The 16529-nt window shown below is 62.6% G+C and carries 13 protein-coding genes; 6 read left to right on the top strand and 7 right to left on the bottom strand.

Features of this window, described 5'->3' with window-relative positions:
• Window positions 1–49 precede the first annotated feature (49 nt).
• From EDF56_RS20185 to EDF56_RS20170, 4 genes are all read right to left on the bottom strand, one after another.
• Window positions 50–2851, bottom strand: a complete 2802-nt coding sequence (locus tag EDF56_RS20185) for a TonB-dependent receptor (RefSeq protein ID WP_132390889.1) — start codon at window positions 2849–2851, stop codon at window positions 50–52.
• Between the two features lie 124 nt (window positions 2852–2975).
• Window positions 2976–3989, bottom strand: a complete 1014-nt coding sequence (locus tag EDF56_RS20180) for a FecR domain-containing protein (protein WP_132390887.1) — start codon at window positions 3987–3989, stop codon at window positions 2976–2978.
• Window positions 3979–4509: an RNA polymerase sigma factor gene (locus EDF56_RS20175; protein ID WP_165912280.1), complete on the bottom strand. Its 531-nt coding sequence runs from the start codon at window positions 4507–4509 to the stop codon at window positions 3979–3981. Before EDF56_RS20175 ends, EDF56_RS20180 begins: the two co-directional genes overlap by 11 nt.
• A 23-nt stretch (window positions 4510–4532) precedes the next feature.
• On the bottom strand, window positions 4533–7343 hold the full coding sequence (locus EDF56_RS20170; protein ID WP_132390883.1) for a TonB-dependent receptor: 2811 nt from the start codon (window positions 7341–7343) through the stop codon (window positions 4533–4535).
• Window positions 7344–7666: 323 nt separating this feature from the next.
• Here EDF56_RS20170 and EDF56_RS26690 point away from each other — a divergent pair, with 323 nt between their 5' ends.
• The 4 genes from EDF56_RS26690 to EDF56_RS20155 all read left to right on the top strand — a co-directional run bounded on the left by EDF56_RS26690 (window position 7667) and on the right by EDF56_RS20155 (window position 9158).
• Window positions 7667–7876, top strand: coding sequence for a hypothetical protein (locus EDF56_RS26690; RefSeq protein WP_347812994.1), 210 nt, complete (start codon window positions 7667–7669; stop codon window positions 7874–7876).
• A gap of 82 nt (window positions 7877–7958) precedes the next feature.
• A complete protein-coding gene (locus EDF56_RS26685; RefSeq protein WP_347812993.1) occupies window positions 7959–8240 on the top strand; it encodes a tyrosine-type recombinase/integrase in 282 nt (93 codons plus the stop codon).
• 71 nt (window positions 8241–8311) lie between these two features.
• The gene (locus EDF56_RS20160) at window positions 8312–8587 is read left to right on the top strand and encodes a hypothetical protein (protein ID WP_132390881.1); all 276 of its coding nucleotides are present in this window, start codon (window positions 8312–8314) and stop codon (window positions 8585–8587) included.
• 136 nt (window positions 8588–8723) lie between these two features.
• On the top strand, window positions 8724–9158 hold the full coding sequence (locus EDF56_RS20155) for a GNAT family N-acetyltransferase (RefSeq protein ID WP_132390879.1): 435 nt from the start codon (window positions 8724–8726) through the stop codon (window positions 9156–9158).
• A gap of 183 nt (window positions 9159–9341) precedes the next feature.
• Here the strand turns inward: EDF56_RS20155 and EDF56_RS20150 are convergent, their stop codons facing one another.
• Window positions 9342–9956: a TetR/AcrR family transcriptional regulator gene (locus EDF56_RS20150; RefSeq protein ID WP_132390877.1), complete on the bottom strand. Its 615-nt coding sequence runs from the start codon at window positions 9954–9956 to the stop codon at window positions 9342–9344.
• Between the two features lie 97 nt (window positions 9957–10053).
• Here EDF56_RS20150 and EDF56_RS20145 point away from each other — a divergent pair, with 97 nt between their 5' ends.
• Window positions 10054–12381 carry a TonB-dependent receptor gene (locus tag EDF56_RS20145; RefSeq protein ID WP_132390875.1) on the top strand — a complete coding sequence of 776 codons (2328 nt, stop codon included), beginning with the start codon at window positions 10054–10056 and terminating at the stop codon, window positions 12379–12381.
• A gap of 32 nt (window positions 12382–12413) precedes the next feature.
• Window positions 12414–13706, top strand: coding sequence for a metallophosphoesterase (locus tag EDF56_RS20140; RefSeq protein WP_132390873.1), 1293 nt, complete (start codon window positions 12414–12416; stop codon window positions 13704–13706).
• A 670-nt stretch (window positions 13707–14376) separates the two neighbouring features.
• Here the strand turns inward: EDF56_RS20140 and EDF56_RS20130 are convergent.
• Complete coding sequence (locus EDF56_RS20130) at window positions 14377–15357, bottom strand: type II CAAX endopeptidase family protein (protein WP_132390870.1); 981 nt, start codon at window positions 15355–15357, stop codon at window positions 14377–14379.
• Between the two features lie 102 nt (window positions 15358–15459).
• On the bottom strand, window positions 15460–16464 hold the full coding sequence (locus EDF56_RS20125; RefSeq protein WP_132390868.1) for a zinc-binding dehydrogenase: 1005 nt from the start codon (window positions 16462–16464) through the stop codon (window positions 15460–15462).
• Window positions 16465–16529: the final 65 nt, after the last annotated feature.

Here is a 16529-nt window from a genome sequence, read left to right as displayed (position 1 = left end):
AAACGGCGGGGCCGGAAGATCCCGGCCCCGCCCCTGGAGTGAAGGTTCGTTAGAAGTTCAGCGATGCCGAAAGGTTGAAGAAGCGCCCGGTGGCCACATAGGAGCCGTTGCCGCCTCCGTCCTGCGTGCCGAGGTATTGCTTCGACTTGCCCAGCGTCTTGTAGAACAGCACGTTGTTGGTGAGGTTCTGGACCGAGCCGCTGATGCTCACGTTGCCGAAGGTATAGCCGACACTAAGGTCCAGCGTCTTCGAGGGTTGCAGATAAGTGTCGAGGTTGTTGCTGGTCAGGCCGAGCAGCTGCAGCCCCTGATACTGGTAGGCAAGGTTGGCGTGAACGCCATGCGCGTCGTAGAACAGGTCGAGATTGTAGATGGTCTCCGGCGCGCGCGGCAGCCAGGTCTTGCGGCCGTAATGATCGGTCCGACCGCTGTCCGCGCTCGAGCGCTGGAGCGTGAGCGTGCCGCCCACGCCGAAGCCGCTCAGGAAGCCCGGCAGGTCGCGCAGGTAATGGCGGGCATTGAGCTCGATGCCGTAGAGATCGGCGTCCTTGCCGTTCTCGGGGATCGAGGTGGTGACACCGCCGTTGTTGCTGGTGGCATTACTTGCCGACGGCAGCGCGCCGGTGGAACTGGCGGAGTAGATGAAGTCGTTGATCGTCTTGTAATAGCCGGCAACGGAAAGGACGGTGTCATGCGCGCCGTACCATTCGGCGGACAGGTCGTAGTTGTTGGCGGTCGAGGCCTTGAGGTCCGGGTTGCCCGCGCTGATGCCGGAGATATCGCCGGTGATGTCGTTGCGGGAAATGACGACCGGGCTGGCGAGCAGGCCGAAAGCCGGGCGGGTGAACGAACGGCGCGCCGCGCCGCGCAGCACCAGTTCGGCGTTCGGGCGGTACGAAAGGATCAGGCTCGGCAGCAGTTCGCCGTAGTTGTTGCCTGATTTCTGGAAAGCGCCGGTATCGCCGTCCACCGACCACTGGCTGCTGCTGAAGTGCGTGTATTCGTAGCGCAGGCCGGCGGCGGCGGTCAGGTCGCCGATCTTGAAGTTCGCGGCGGCATAGGCGGCGTAGATGTCCTCCTGCCCCTTTACAGTATAGCGGTTGTAGTCGTTCACCGTATAGGCGCCGGGGTTGCCCACTACATTGCCATCGGCGTCGAGCGCGTATTGATCGGTGTAGATATAAGGCAGGACGCCGTTCTCGAAGGTCGAACGGTCATAGACGCGGAACGTGCCGGCGTAGTTGCCGAGTATCGAGGACAGGTTACGGCCTGGCAGCGCCGAGGAAACCGGCCCGGCGGGATTGTCGAACGGGCGCTTGACCCCGTTGCTGTCGACGATGACGAAATTGTCGCCATTGTCGCCGAAGAACTGGTGCTGATACTGGTTACGGTCGGTGGCGCTGACCTTAAAGCCCGCGACCAGCGTGTCGAGGATGCCGCTCTTCACGTCATAGGTCGCATCGAAGCGGCCGGTGTACATGTTGGCCGCGCTGCTGCTGTCCGAACCCTGGAATTTCCAGAGGCTGACGCCGTCGGGGTTCAGCGCGTAGTCGCGCGTGGCATCGGAATCGTAGCTGACCTTGGTGTTCGCCGGATTGCTGAGATCGATGCCGGTCGCATAGCCGGTGGTGTTGACCGTGCCGTAGAGACTGCCCTCGATATAGTTCGGCCGGGCCGTGGTGCTGCGCCCGAACGAGCCTTCGTAGGCGAGGTGAAGCTTGCCGAGGTCGGTCGTGCCCTTGGCCTTTACCGTGATCATCTGCTCGGTCTGGTCGCGCAGCTGGAAATAGCCGCCGGGCATGATGCCGACCGGGCTGTAGGTGGTACCGTTGGAATAGAGGCTCTTCTGGCCGTTGAGGATGCTGTGCTGCGTCTCCTCGCCGGTCATCTTGTAGCGGGCATAGGACCCTTGCAGGCTGAACGTCTGCGTGGCGCCGCGATAGTCGAGCGAGGCGTTGCCGCCGAACCGCTTGATGTTGCTGACGTAGTAGTCATAGCGCACGCCCGTGGCGGTCAGCCCGCTGATGTCGCGATAGTTGGTGTCGCTGGCTTCCGAAGCGAGATCGGGCGCATAGCCGGTGGCCTCGACCGTCTGGCCGGCGGTGTTCTTCTCGTCGTAGAAGGCGGTGGCGTAGATACCCCATGCGCCATTGCCGAACCGGCGTGCGAACTCGGCGGAAGCACCGCCGCCGCCCCAGTCGGCACCGCTCCTGCGGGCGAGCTGGGCGCCATGACCCTGCACGTTGATGCCGATGTGCGGGCCGTCGTAATCGAACGCGGTCGGCGTGCGGATGTCGATGATGCCGCCGATGGCGTCCCCATCCATGTCGACGCTCGGGGTCTTCGATACGACGACCGACTGGATGCCGTTGGGCGGCAGCATCTTCAGCGACAGCGCGCGGGAATTGGGATCGGCCTGCGGCAAGCGCACGCCGTTCATCGTATAGGCATTGTAGGAGGAATCGATGCCGCGGATCGAGACGAATTCCTGCTCGCCGGTCGCCGCCTGGCCAAGTCCCATGTCGCTGGAGCCCGAAAGGCCGGGCAGGTGCGAGATCACATCGACGACGGTCGCGCCCGCGCGCACTTTCAGTTCGTCGCGCGACATGACTTCGCTCACGCCGATGGCATCGCGCTTGGCGGCAATGGCGTCGCTGGCGCGGGTGCCGGAGACGAGAATGCTGGAGTCCGACGCTGCCGATTCCAGTGCGTCGCCCGAATTCCCGGCCGATGCGGCGTCGTCTGCCGTAGCGTCAGCGCCGCGGGCCATCGCCGGCGTTGCCAGCGCTATCGACAATGCGAACAGACTGGCGATGCCGGGAGCCGTCCGGCGAGTTAGATCAAATGACATGTTTTCCCCAACGAGAGCGTTTCATGGGTCCGCCGGTTTGGACGGACCTCGCTGGGGGAAACGGAGCCGCCCGGGCGACCCTCAAAACTTAAATAAAACTGCAACAAAAAACTTTGGAGGGGCCTCAATCAGCGAGGGCGACGATCTCGATGCCATCGGGCGCCTGCTCGACTTTCACCGGAAGCGTCGCTTCGAACGCGGCCGACCAATCGCCGGGCATGTCCCAGCGCAGCACGCCGGAAAACCGCAGCTTGCCTGCCGCCGGGCTGCGGATGCCGACGCGGCGTCCGCTGTAGTAGGACAGTTTCGCGGCCACTTCGCTCAGCGGCATGTCGTTGAACACGAGGCGGCCGGACCGCCAATCGGCCGCTGCCGGATTTGCCGCCTCGATCCGGGGATGCGCGCCGCCGACGAAGCGTTGTCCCGCGGTCAGGAAGACCGGCTGGTCGCCGGGGCGGTCGGTCTCGATGCGCAGGCGGCCTTCCAGCAGGTCGATCTGCGTTCCGGTGGGGTCGGGAGAAACATTGAAGCGCGTTCCCAGCGCCGTCACGCGGTAGCCGGACGTTTCCACGGTGAAGGGCCGGGTGTGGTCCTTGGCCACCTCGTAATAGGCTTCGCCCCCGATCTGCTGCAGCACCCGCCGATGCTCCTCCATCCGCACCAGCACTTTGCCGTCGCGCGAGAGCGAAACCCGCGAACCGTCCTGCAAGGTCGTGGTCATCGGCGCATCGGTCGCGGCGATCAGCACGGGCTGCACGGCTTGCGATCGCAGCATGTGAACCGCAAGACCGCCGCCAACCGCTAGAACCACGACAGCGGCGACCAGGCCGACGATGCGGCGGCGCCAGCCATGGCCGCGTTCTTCGGTTTCCGGCACGGCCGCGTATTCCTCGGTCACCGGCACGTCGAGATCGGACGTGGCCGGCGTGCCGCGCGGGTCTCCGGCAATGCCGGCGAGCGTCCAGCGGTCCACAAGCTCTTCGGCAAAGCACCCGCCGTTCGGCGTCGTCTCGATCAGGCGGTCGAGTTCGGCGGAATCCTCCGCGCTCAGCGGACCGGCAAGGCCGCGCGTGACGAGTTCGGCAATGGCATCGAAGGCGGGATCGCGAGCCCCGGCCTGCCTTTCGTCATTCGTCATCGGATCCGGCCATCGGGTAACCCAATTTCTCCAGCGCTGCGGCTATGTATTTTTCTACAGAACTTACGGACACGTTCATTCGCCGGGATATCTCAGCCTGGGATAACTGGTCGAAACGATGAAGAATGAACGCACGCGAAAGCTTTGATGGCAAGGCAAGAATTCTCTTGCGTATAACGCGCAGATTTTCCCGATCCTCAACAATGCGATCCTGAAGCGGCGCGTCGCATGCCAAATTCTCGTCGAGCGCGGTAGCCAGCGCGCCGATCGGCCTGACCGAAAGGCTGCGGCGATGATCGATGAAGACGCTCGCCGCCGCGGAGAAGACATAGCCGTCCGGCACGTCGGCGTTTTCCGTCTTCATCTTGTCCAGCAGCTTGAGGAAGACGCATTGCGTCAGGTCCTCGGCTTCCTCATGCGTGGCGCCGCGCCGCCGGAAATAGCGTTCGAGCGGCATGCGGTGCCGCTGCACGAAAGCGTCGAACGCACGCGCTTCCTCCAACCGCCGGCTGAACGACAAGGGACCATGCTGACCGTCTGGCATCAGGGGTTCAACTTCCAGGTAGCGGAAAGGACAAAGCGGCGCCCGAAGATATTGACCTCCTTGGGCTGGCTGGCATCGATGCCGTAGAGATATTTCCGGGCGTCGGTAACGTTGGTTGCGCCGAAACTGAAGACGAGATTGCGGGGTCCTGCCCAGCTTATCTGTGCATCCAGCGTGCCCAGCGGCGCGACGTACTCTTCGCCCACGGTGCTGCTGCCGTAGGAATTGAGGTAGCGGTTCCGCCAGAAATAGCCGAGATTGAGGCTCCAGCGATCCCGCGTGTAATGCGCCCGCGCGGTCAGGCTCAAGCGGGACAGGCCCACGAGTTCGTTGCGGATGACGCGGTCCCCGGCATCGAAACTGGCGCGCACGCCGTTGAGCGTGACCGATCCGTCCAGTGCCAGCCGTCCGCCCAGCGGATGGGGCAGATCGACAGGCACGGACCAATCGGCCTCGATCCCCGAAACCACCGCGGCATTGCCGTTCACGGTAATGCTTTCGATCAGCGTGCCATAAATCGGCACGTCCACCGGCTTGTTCTGCGATGTCAGATAATTGTCCAGATAGCGCTGGAACAGCGTGAGCGTCGCCGAACTGGTGCCCGGCCCGTAGTAGCTCAGCGCGATATCCACGTTTGTGCCGGTGAAGGGTTTGAGGTCCGGATTGCCGCCCGAGGCGGTGCGGTTCTCCAGCGAGGTGGTGAAACGCGGAGCGATATCGGTGAGATTGGGCCGCGTGAAACTGCGCGCGGCGGCCAGACGGAGCACCCACGACGGACCGAGATCCAGCCTGGCCGCCACGCTGGGTAAAGCGACGACATAGCGCCGCGAATAGGAGACCGGATAGGCCGTCTCGCCGATTTCCTGATAGCCGCTGGAGCGCTGCCGGGTATCGCTGACCCGCAGCGCTGCCGTGGCCGTAAGCGGCAGATCGCCCAGATTGCTCGCGAAGTCGGCGGCGAGATAGCCCGCCCGCACGTTCTCGACGATGTCGTACGTGGCGGCAAGATCGTCGGCGGTGAGCGGCTGGCTCAGCACACCGGGCGTCAGCAGCATATCGGCAATGGCGCCCGCTTTCGGGACCAGCCATTCGTGGGGAATCCCGCCCTCGCCGGAAAACGCATCGCTCACCGGCATCGTGACGATGGAACCTGCGGGCAAGTCGCTCAGCGGCGTGCCGACCAGATCGTTCACGAAGTAATCCCGGCGCCAATATCGCCTTGTCCTGCGCTCGAACGTGATCCCCGCGCGAAGCGTGGTGGCCACGGACGAGAGGCTGCGCACCACGTCCACCCGCCCCGAGGCATCGGTATCGCGCGAATCCTTGGGCGCGTAATTGTAGATCCAGCCCTGATAGGTCGCGGGGTCGAGCAGGTTCACATTCGTCGCAAGGCTGGCGATCTTCTTGTAACCGCCGGAAAAATCGAAGGTCAGCGGCGCAAGAAACGCGATGCGCTCGCGCGAGGTGCCTTGTCCGTCCGGGTGATAGCTGTGGGCATTCGAATAGGCGATATCCGCGCTCCACTGCCATGCCGCTGCCGCCCCGGTGTACTTCAGGCCCGTGACCAGAAGATCGTGGCGGTTGAGGCTCGTCTCCTGCGAGCCCATCCAGCGGACATTGTCGATAGTGCCGGCAACCACGGTATTGCCGACCAGTTTCGCCGTGCCCGGAACGAATTCGGGATCGTTGTAGGTCGGATCGTCGGGATAGATGTCGAGGCCGAACTCGTCGTAGTGAACATCCAGCCGAGTGCGCAGCGCCGTGAGTTCCAGCTGATGCCCCGGGGCGGGTTGCCATTGCAGCGCGACGAAAGCGGATTTCTGCCGCCGATCCTCAAGCTCGATAGTGGGCCGCACCCGGCCGGGCGTGTAGGTCCCCGCCGGGAACAGGTCCGGCCAACGGTCCTTCGTCCATTCGAACTCCATCAGGCGGTCGTTGCGCAGATGGAGGTTCCGGCTCGCCAGAACGCCCAGAATGCCGAAATTGCCCGCCTCGTTGACCCAGCTCGCCAGCCCGGAAATCGCGTTCGCAGGCTCAGGGCGCAGTTCGCTGCGCGTCTGTTGCACGGCCAGCACCAACTGGCGTCCAGTGGTGAAAGGGCGGGGTGTCTTCACATCGGCCGTCACGCCGATGGTGGGATCCATGTCGCCGGTCGCATTGGTCTTGGTGACCGCGATCGTGTCGATCAGCTCCGGAGGCAGCATCTCGAAGCGGAAACTGCGCCCCATCGGCGTGCCGTTCTCGATGAGATCGTTGATCGCCACCGTCCGCCCATCCAGTTTTGCCAGATGGAACGAGGAATCGAGGCCGCGCGCGAACAGGTAGACCTGCACGCCGCGCTGGTTGTCGAATTGCAGGCCCGGGACGAGCCGCAGCGCATCGGCGGCGCTGGTGGCGGGGAGCCGCCGCATCGTGTCTCCGCTGACCATGTCCGTCGGCGCCGTCGCCAGCCGGGAAACCATGCTCGCCGCCGCTTCGTCGTCGCGCCGCGCCATTACGACGATGCTGTCTTCGGGCGCGGCGATGGTCTTGGGCGCGGCCGGTGCCTTTGCCGGGCCGCGCGCCGGTTGCCGGTCATTTTCCCGCGCGGCAGGGAGCAGCGCATAGAGATTGGGACGAAGCGTGACGAGGCGCAGGTTCGCCTGTCTGGCAAGGTCTGCCAGTGCCTTCATCGCGTCCCTCTGATCGGGCCGGGAGACGCATCGATTGGGAACGCGCGCTGCGTTGAAGGCCAGTGTGATGCCCGACTTCTGCCCCAGTTCCACCAGCGCCTGAGACAGTGAGATGCCGGTGCAGCGATCTCGGCTCATCGCCGGCGTGGGTAGACAAACGGCTCCCGCCACCAGGGAGAGGGCCCATGGCGTCAAACGTCGATAAGGATTACTTCTGCACTGGATAGCGACCACGGCAAGCCGGCGGTTATGAGCCAATTGTTGCAATCTGACGTAATGGGACGCTCAACCGAGCTTTTGCTGCCCATGCGCCCGGGCCGCCTTTAACTCACACCTGACCAAGGTTTTTGGGAGGAGTTCCCGGGCGCTGCGTGTCGGCTGCGGAGGCGGGCTAGGAAATCTCACTCGATCGACAGGGAAACGACGTCGAGTCAGCCCCCGCCACTACGCTTCGGGAGCGGATGATCGAGGACATGAAGGTCCACCGTCTTTGCCGGACCACGCAGCGCAACTACTTGCGCGATGTTGAACGGTTCGCGATCTGGCTTGGACGGCCGCCTGACACGGCGACCGATGGAGATTTGCGCGGAGATGGGGGGAGGCGCCCCGGCCATGAACACCGCGGTATCGGCGCTCCGGTTCTTTTACATATGAACGCTCGATCGCCCTGACTTGACCTGACCCGCAAGCTCCACCGGGGTGACGCATCCCCCCGGGTTGCCGACCGTACTCAGCCGCGATGAAATGGGCCGGATGCTGAATGCCACGACCAGCATAAAGCACCAGGCGATCCAGTCCGTTGCCTATGGAGCCGGCCTGCACGCGGGGGAAGTGTCCCGCCTCAAGGTTCGGGACATCGACAGCGAACGCATGTTGCTCCGGGGCGAGTGCGGTAAAGGCGGCCGGGATCGCAATGCCGTGCTCGCCCATGACTTGCTCGTCCTCTTGCGGGAATGGTGGAAGATCGGGCGCAAAGAGGGCCCGGAAGAGCGGATCATGTTTGACCATGACTACGGCCTTGAAATCAGGCAGTAGATCATCTGATGTCCCAGGAATGACATTGGCTTGACGATGACATGACCAGACTATCAAGATGGGGTTCTTGATTGTCCGGCAATGGCGCGGTTGAGATGACCCGACCTGAGAACGACACGGCGATTTCGATAGAGTCGGCAAAGCGCATTCTCGATTCCGAAGCGCACGGAGCCGAGGTGGAAGCTTACATCAACCGTGTGGGGTTAGGTTGGACGCGGATCGTCGGGATTAATTTCGAAGCGGATCACATCTACTGCAGCTACCGCCTCGCCCTTGACGATTTCTGGATTGATGGGATGATCCTTTGCGCGCCCGCTGACATCCTCGCGGTAAGGGTGGTGCCATGATCCCTCATTGCTGCAGCGCGCCCCGATCGGTGTCTGTTAGAGCTTAGCGCAAGGCGCGTAGCTGCGCATCAGGCATACGGCGGCTTCTTGAGGATCCCGCAGTCGGTCCGCGTTGCCGCGGATAATTGGAACGGACATGGAAATCAGACTGGCTCAGCCCAACGAATACAAAACTATCGCTGCCATTTGGTATGAAAGCGCTAGCCTGATGGATGGAGGTGCACCTGCCCTCGATGATCCACGCACTTTGCTGGACCGCATTAGCATCGAAAATGGCTGGTGTTTGAATGTTGCTGTGGTTGACGGTCATATCGTCGGGCTGCTTGCGACCATCCCTGAGCAAGGCATTCTCGATCAGCTTTTCGTCGCGCCAGACGCTCAACGCCAAGGCATTGGCGCTGCGCTGCTCGATGAAGCGAAGCGGCAGCTTGCAACAGGCTTCACACTTCGGACGCCCGTGACCAATGCCGCCGGGCACCGCTTCTATGAGCGACACGGTCTACGGGTTGTGGAGGATACAGCCCACCCGATTACTGGAGCGGCAGTCCGCTGCTTTGGATGGAAGCAATAGCCACGACCCATTGGCAATAGAATATGTCGCACGTACCAAACGTTGTCGCTCTTGCGGAGACGGATGCACGATCAATCCCGTTGAATCGGCAAAGTGTCGGCAGCCCAGTCAGCTGAAGTTCTCCAACATCAGATCGCGGCAGCAGCCTTAATCCTTGACCTTGGGCCGGAAAATTCTGGTCCATCACCCTGGCTCCATCTCCAGCAGCGTGAGCGCGCCGTCCACGAGCCGTATGATCTGCCGCTCGGTCAATGTCGTGCGCAGTACCGCGACGTGGAAGATGATCGTGCCGATCAGCGTGTTGAACGCGAAGTCGCGCACCTGTTCGGACGTACCGGGACGGGCGCGTTCGAACTCGCGCAAGTAGAAGGTCTGCTCGTTCATGCCGTGGCGGGCGATGGCGGCGGCCAGTTCGGCATGGTGCTCGGCGCTGAACGACATCATCAGCGTTGCCGGGCCGCGCGGACCTGCCATGTAGGTGCAGAGCGCGCGGGCATGCGCGATCAGCACTTCGCGCGGGCTCATCGAATCGTCGATCCTCGGCTCGATCCGGCGCGAGGTCTGGCCCAGCGTCGCCTCGACCAGTTCGGCCTTGTTGGCGAAGCGGCGATAGAGCGTCGAGCGGCTGCATCCCACCAGTTCCGCCACGCTTTCGAACGTGAGCGCTTCATAGCCTTTCTCCGCCAGAAGCCGCCATGTGGCCTCGGCGATGGCCGCGTCCTTTTCCTCGTCGCGCGGGCGGCCACGGCCCCGTGCGGGCGTCGATACCGGCTCCAGTGCTTTGCTTCCTTCCGTCATTCCCGTCCCCCGTAAACCTCTAACGTCTCACAATTCTGTCATAAAATAACGATACACGCTCGTCTCGTAAATCGCAATCGAAGTAGGGATTCGGGTCGTGATCAAGAAACTTGCGTTGTTTTCGAGTGTCCTCGCGCTGAGCGTCGGACAAGCCTATGCGGAGGAGGCTCCGGCGCAACCCGCAGATGCGGACGGCGGCTCGCAGGCCGACATCGTCGTCACCGCGCGCAAGACGCGCGAGCGGATCGGCGACGTGCCGCTGGCGATCACCGCGATCGGCGGAGACGACCTGCGCCGTAACGATCACATCCGTCTGGAGGACCTGAACCAGCTCGTCCCCAGCACCAATGTCGTCGTCACCAATGGTCACCAGACCAGTATCTCGATCCGCGGCATCGGCAACAATCCGGGCAGCGACGGGCTGGAGAACAGTGCTGGCGTCTTCGTCGACGGCGTCTATCTCGGCCGCCCGGGCATGGCTGCGTCCGACCTGATCGACATTGCGCAGATCGAAGTGCTGCGCGGTCCGCAGGGCACGCTGTTCGGCAAGAACACCACCGCGGGCGCCGTCAACATCACCACCGAACTGCCGCAATTCGACTGGAGTGGCCGCGCGGCGGTGACGTACGGCCGCTTCAACTACCAGCAGTATCAGGGCACTCTGACCGGCCCGATCACCGACAACCTTGCCTTCCGCCTGACGGGTTACGACACCACGCGCGACGGGATCGTGAAGGACATCGCGAACGGCAAGAAGGTCAGCGACCTGGGCCGTCGCGGCGCGCGGCTCCAACTGCTCTACAAGCCTTCCAACGATCTCAGCGTGCGCCTGATCGGCGAATATGCGCGGGAGCAGCAAAGCTCCGGCGCGGTTACCGTGATCCCCAGCTGGGGTCTCACGCCGGCCGCGATCCAGACCAAGCTCGATGCCACCGGCGCGATCCTGGCGGTCGATCCCGACGGCCTGACGACGGCTGCGGGCGGGCCTTACAGCACGGGCACCCGGCAGGGCGCGGGCTCGGCCGAAGTCAACTGGACCTTCGGCGACGGCTTCACGCTCACCTCGCTGACGGCCTATCGCTACTGGCAGTACGATTCCGCGTCGGACACCGAGGGCAGCAGCGCCGATGCCCTGTACGGCGGCTACCACATCAAGGATCGCCAGTTCACGCAGGAAGTACGTCTCGCGCTTCCGCGCATGGGCAACTTCGATGCGGTCGGCGGCCTCTACTACTTCCACCAGAAGGTCGATACGACGCAGTACGTTTCCTACGGGGACCAGGCTGCCGCGTGGCTTGCCGGCATGCCGACCGCGACGCTCAAGGCCTATGCGCCCTATTCGCCCGCACTGGCGACCCTGCTGGCCTATAACGGCACCCGTTGGGACACCAAGGCCGCGCCCGAGACCAACAGCATTGCCGCTTTCGGTCAGGTCAACTGGCACGTCACCCCGCAGTGGAACGTGACCGGCGGCCTTCGCGTGACGTATGAGACCAAGGAAGAAGACGTCACCCGCCCGGTCCCGGTCAGCAATGCCACCGGCGATCCGGTCGCCGCGCTTGCCTCGCAGGCGGCAGGCCCGATCCACGCGCGCATCAGCAATACCGCGCCGTCGTTCCTGATCAGCACCGACTACCGCTTCAATCCGCAAGTCATGGCCTATGCCCTGATTTCGCGCGGGCAGAAGGCGGGCGGCCTCAACACCACGCTGCCGCCGGCCGGGCTCGATGCCGAGGCGCTCAAGGTCCTGCCCGAGACGGCGACCAACTATGAAGTCGGCATCAAGGGCGACTTCCTGAGCCATGCGCTGACCCTCAACCTCAGCGTGTTCAATACCGACATCCGCAATTATCAGGCCAACGTGCTGATGGAGGTCAACAACCAGGTCGTGCAGCTGCTGACCAATGCCGGCAGCGCGCGCACGCGGGGTGTCGAGTTTGAAGGCACGGTGCGTCCGGTGAACGGCCTCTCGATCCATGGTTTCGTGGCCTACAACGACGCCAAGTACCGCGAATATTCCGCAGGTCCGTGCCCCATCGAAGTGACGGGGCAGGCTACTTGCGACCTTTCGGGCCGTCCGATCGCCGGCGCGCCGAAGTGGACCACGGGCATCAACGGCGACTACCAGCATGAACTGACCTCCGGGCTGGTGGGCTATGCCAGCGCGGAATACTCGTTCCGCTCGAAGTATTACGGCTCGCTCGACGATTCCGAACTGACCAAGACCGGCGGCTACGGCCTGCTCAACTTGCGCGTCGGCCTGAAGCTTGACGACCGTTGGGACCTGTCGGTCTGGGGCCGCAACGTCACCGACAAGAAGTACGCCAGCAACTACTTCAACTACGGCTCGGTGCTTCCCGGCACCTACGTCGCCTTCTTCGGCGATCCGGCGACCTACGGCGCGACCCTGCGCTTCTCGTTCTGACCCTTTTCCTGAGACCCTTCGGAGTTAAGCCCATGAAAACGCTTTCCCGCCTTCTCGTCGCCTGCACCTGCCTTACCGGCATCGCTCTTGCTGCTGCGCCCGCCCAGGCCAAGGACGACAGCTTCACTATCGCGGTGATCCCCGACACGCAGAACTACGTCGATTACACGCACCAGACGGCCGAGGGCTTCACGTTTGACGCCAGCAAGCTGTTCCTTGACCAGATGGCCTTCGTTGCCGCCAACCTGAAGAGCGCCGGCGGCGACATCGCCTTCGTCGACGGGCTGGGCGACAACTGGCAGCACCAGTCTATGATGATCGATCCGGCGCATGCCGCGCGCGGTTTCAAGCGCGCGCCCAACCCGATGATGGAGGCGCACTTCGCGCCCACCGAAAAGGTCCATACGGTCGAAATGCCGACCGTTGGGCAGGGCTGGGACATGCTCGTGGGCAAGGTGCCGTTCTCGGTCGTGCCGGGCAATCACGACTACGACGCGATGTGGACGGATTCGAACCATCCGCCTGCCGCGCAAGTCCGCAGCGCGGCGGACGTGGGCATGCTGCATTCGGGCGGGCTTTCCAACTGGAAGAAGGTGTTCTCGGACCAGTCGAAGTACTTCAAGGGCCAGTCCTGGTACGTCGCCAGCCATGACGACGGTGCCGACAGTGCCCAGATCTTCACGGCGGGCGGCTATCGCTTCCTCCACATCGGCCTGCAGTTCGATGCGCCGAACGATTCGCTGAAGTGGGCGGCGGAAATCATCAAGCGCTATCCCGGCCTGCCGACGATCGTGTCCATGCATGACTTCCTCGACACGGCGGGCAACCGCCTGCCGAACCCGATGATCGACAATGCCGCCGTCGATCCGGAGGACAACAGCCCGCAGATGATCTGGGACAAGTTCATCAGCCAGAACGACCAGATCTTCATGGTCCTTTGCGGCCACGAGCATGCGCAGGCCTTCCGCACCGACAGCAACCGCTTCGGCCACCCGGTCTATCAGGTCCTCGCCGACTATCAGGACCGCGCGCAGACCGCCAAGGATGCCGGCGCGAAGCTGGAGCCCGGCATGGGCATCGGCGATGGCTGGTTGCGCCTGATGACGTTCGACATGGCGCCCAGGGTACCGCAAGTGAAAGTCCGGACCTATTCGACGCATTATAAGGTCAACAGCGTCGAAGCGCCCAAGTATGCCGAATGGTACAAGGCCGGTGAGAAGCCCCAGCTTTCCGACGCCGACTATATGAAGGCGGACGATTTCACCATCGACCTGACAGACTTCCGCGCGCGCTTCGACAAGGTGGGCAAGATCGCCGCGAAGTAGCTATCGCTTCGAGCTTGTTTGGAAATTCACTGAATGCGAATTTCGCGGCTCCGCTCCTCTTCTGTACCCTGTGGTGTTCGGATGGGGAGGGGCGGAGCTGCGCCGAAAATGTCTGGATGGGCATTTTCCAAACAGACTATAACAGGGAGCCTGCCAAAGAGACTCTAATATGAGCTGCATATCAAACATTTATGCTTTTAGAATACTTGCTGTCAACGGCCCTCAGTGTCCTCTTCTCGTTGGCGCCGACATATCTGAAGGCGCGCCAGCGCAACCGACCGACCTACGTCATCGTGACGGTCGCGGGATTTGGGCAGTTGCTATTGCTACTGACCCTGGTTCCGCGCTTTGGTGCCACCGGTGCGGCGCTTGCCCATGCGCTTGCAACGTGCGGCCTATATGGCGTGTCTGCCCTGACGGCCCATCGCGAACTGATAGAAGTGCGGAAGAATCGTACTACACGTAGCCAGTCCAAAACGGGCGCGTAACTCCCACACATCGTTGGAAGCAGGATGGTCGACGGCAATCTCGCGCTCGAACAGAGATCGCATGCCGACAAATTTTGATTGGGCACTTCTGGATAGATCAGCCCCTGATTTTCACACGACCATGTGACAGTTTTTTGAAGTAGCGCCGTGGCCGTAGATAGCTTGCGGCCACGGTTTGCTATTCAGCAGCGATCCCCAGCATCCACGTCGTAAGGGCGGTCAAGCCCACCAGTCATAAGCAGCTTTTTGCAGGCGCCGCGAGACAACCTTGGCGCAAGGCGTACGGTTAGAAGGAACGCGGCAAAGCCCACAATTATTGCGGGGATGGATGCTTCTGGGCCAAATGCCCCGCCCGTAAACAGATCAGCGGATCCCAGGCTCGGCATACTGACAAGCAAACTTCCTTCGCTCGTCATGCCCGAGACACGCGCTCCGAAAAGCCCGCCAAGCAAGAAATTCCAGCCCGCGTGGATTCCAGCGGACATCCAGATACGCCCGGTGAGGAAGTAGAAGCCCGCGAAGAGAAGCCCCGCTTCAATCGCGATTGCAAATGCGGCGAGCGGGGAGGAATTCTGGTTGGCCAGATGCGCGGCGCCGAATGCCGACGCCGAAACAAGGAAGCCGGCAGGCACCCCGAAAGCCCGAGCGAGCAGGCGGAAGAGGATCAGGCGGGCAAGTAGTTCCTCGAGCAGACCTGTGCCGATCGCTTCGCGAAGGTCATGCCCCCAGTCCGACCAGTTGCCTCGGGTGATGTCGTACTGCCCCGCCAGCCAGAGCAATCCGATCACCGTAGTTATGATCGCTGCGCCGACGAGAAATCCAGCGAAATACTCGCGCAACAGTGGACGGACAGCCAACTCACTTGGTCGGCGACGTTCGCCGTAATGCACCATTGCAAAATAAGCTGCATAGGCGAGAAAGGTACAGACGAAGGCCATGGCAAGGGTAACGGAATCGTTGCTGATCAACGATTTTACGATCGATTGTAGGGACAGGATGGCGCCCACAACGACAAGCATCGCCACCATCCAGCCCAGACTTCGTGCCCTGGTCCATTTGCCATTCCGAAGAATACCTTCGTTGCCAAGCACGATGCTGCCTTGTCTGCCCCATGCGGCGCCACGAACTTCAGCCTTCATTGTTGCTTGGTACTCCATTTCCATGTGGTTGAGCGGTTCGCGATGGACCGTTTGGCTTGACCTCGAACGACCGGCGTTATCCCCGATTTTGGGGCAGCATTTGGGCTGCTTGGCGATATGCTGACCTCACGAAGTCATCAGAACGATGCCCGTTTTGCCGGGCCATTCGACGTGCGAGGCTGCATCGCTGGCATTCGCGAGATCGTAGCACGCAGACACAGGGAACAGTTCGGGATGGCGCCGGGCAAGGTCGATCGCAAACTGCAAATCTTCCGCTCGCTGCGCGGCGGGCAACTGTGCCCATGTACCCACGGTCACACCGAAAATGCGGATGTCGCGCGTAGAGAACGCCAGCGCGGATAGCGAGATAGGCTCGCCTGAAAGGTCGCCGTAGGAAATCAATGAACCGCCGTTGGTCAGAAGGTTCGCCAATTCGCTGGCCAATGCGCCCCCCACTGGATCGAGCACCGCTTTGATGGGGCTGGAGCCAATAGTGTCCGCAAGCTTTTCCTTCCAATGCGGATTGGCCGTCGAATGCACGGGCAGCCAAGGCATCCGGCCACGAAGTTCCTGTGCGCCCCGGTCGCTGCGCACGAGGCCGACTACCGCGATGTCGGCTGCGGCGAGGGCAGTGATTGCCAATCGTGCGACGGCCGAACCGGCGGCGGTAAGAACGACGACGTCTCTGCCTGGCACTATTCCGGCTCTATCGACGGCTCGTCGTAGTAGAGCGGCGGTGAGGGGATTTACGTGCAATTGGGCGCCGACTTCGTCAGGCACGTCGTCGGGAAGCGGCGTAACGAATTCGGCTGCCACCGTGGCGTATTCGCTCCAGGCGCCGCGACCTGGGAAGAACGCAACACGCGTTCCGGGCTGTAGGTCGACACCTTCTCCAACGAATGCGATCTCGCCCAGACCTTCGAAGCCGACCCGATTGCCCTCAGGCGGCACGGACAAGTCGCCACCGCTGCGATAACGGCCTGCTATACCGAGCAGATCGCCATAGTGAACCGGGCGCATGCGAACACGCACGACAACGTGACCTGGCGGTGGAGGAGGCAGGGCGGGGACCTCCACCGTTTCCAGCACTTCGGAGGGAACGCCATGTCGGTAGTAGAGGACGGAACGCATGGAGCTTCTTTCCTGAAAGCGGTTTGACGCCCGGTTGCCGTGCGGAGGGGGGAAGCGACCGGGCG

The organism is Novosphingobium sp. PhB165 (assembly GCF_004341845.1).
Lineage (GTDB): Bacteria > Pseudomonadota > Alphaproteobacteria > Sphingomonadales > Sphingomonadaceae > Novosphingobium.
Note: the sequence above shows the minus strand (reverse complement) of the source record. Positions and strands in the feature narration are given on the sequence as shown.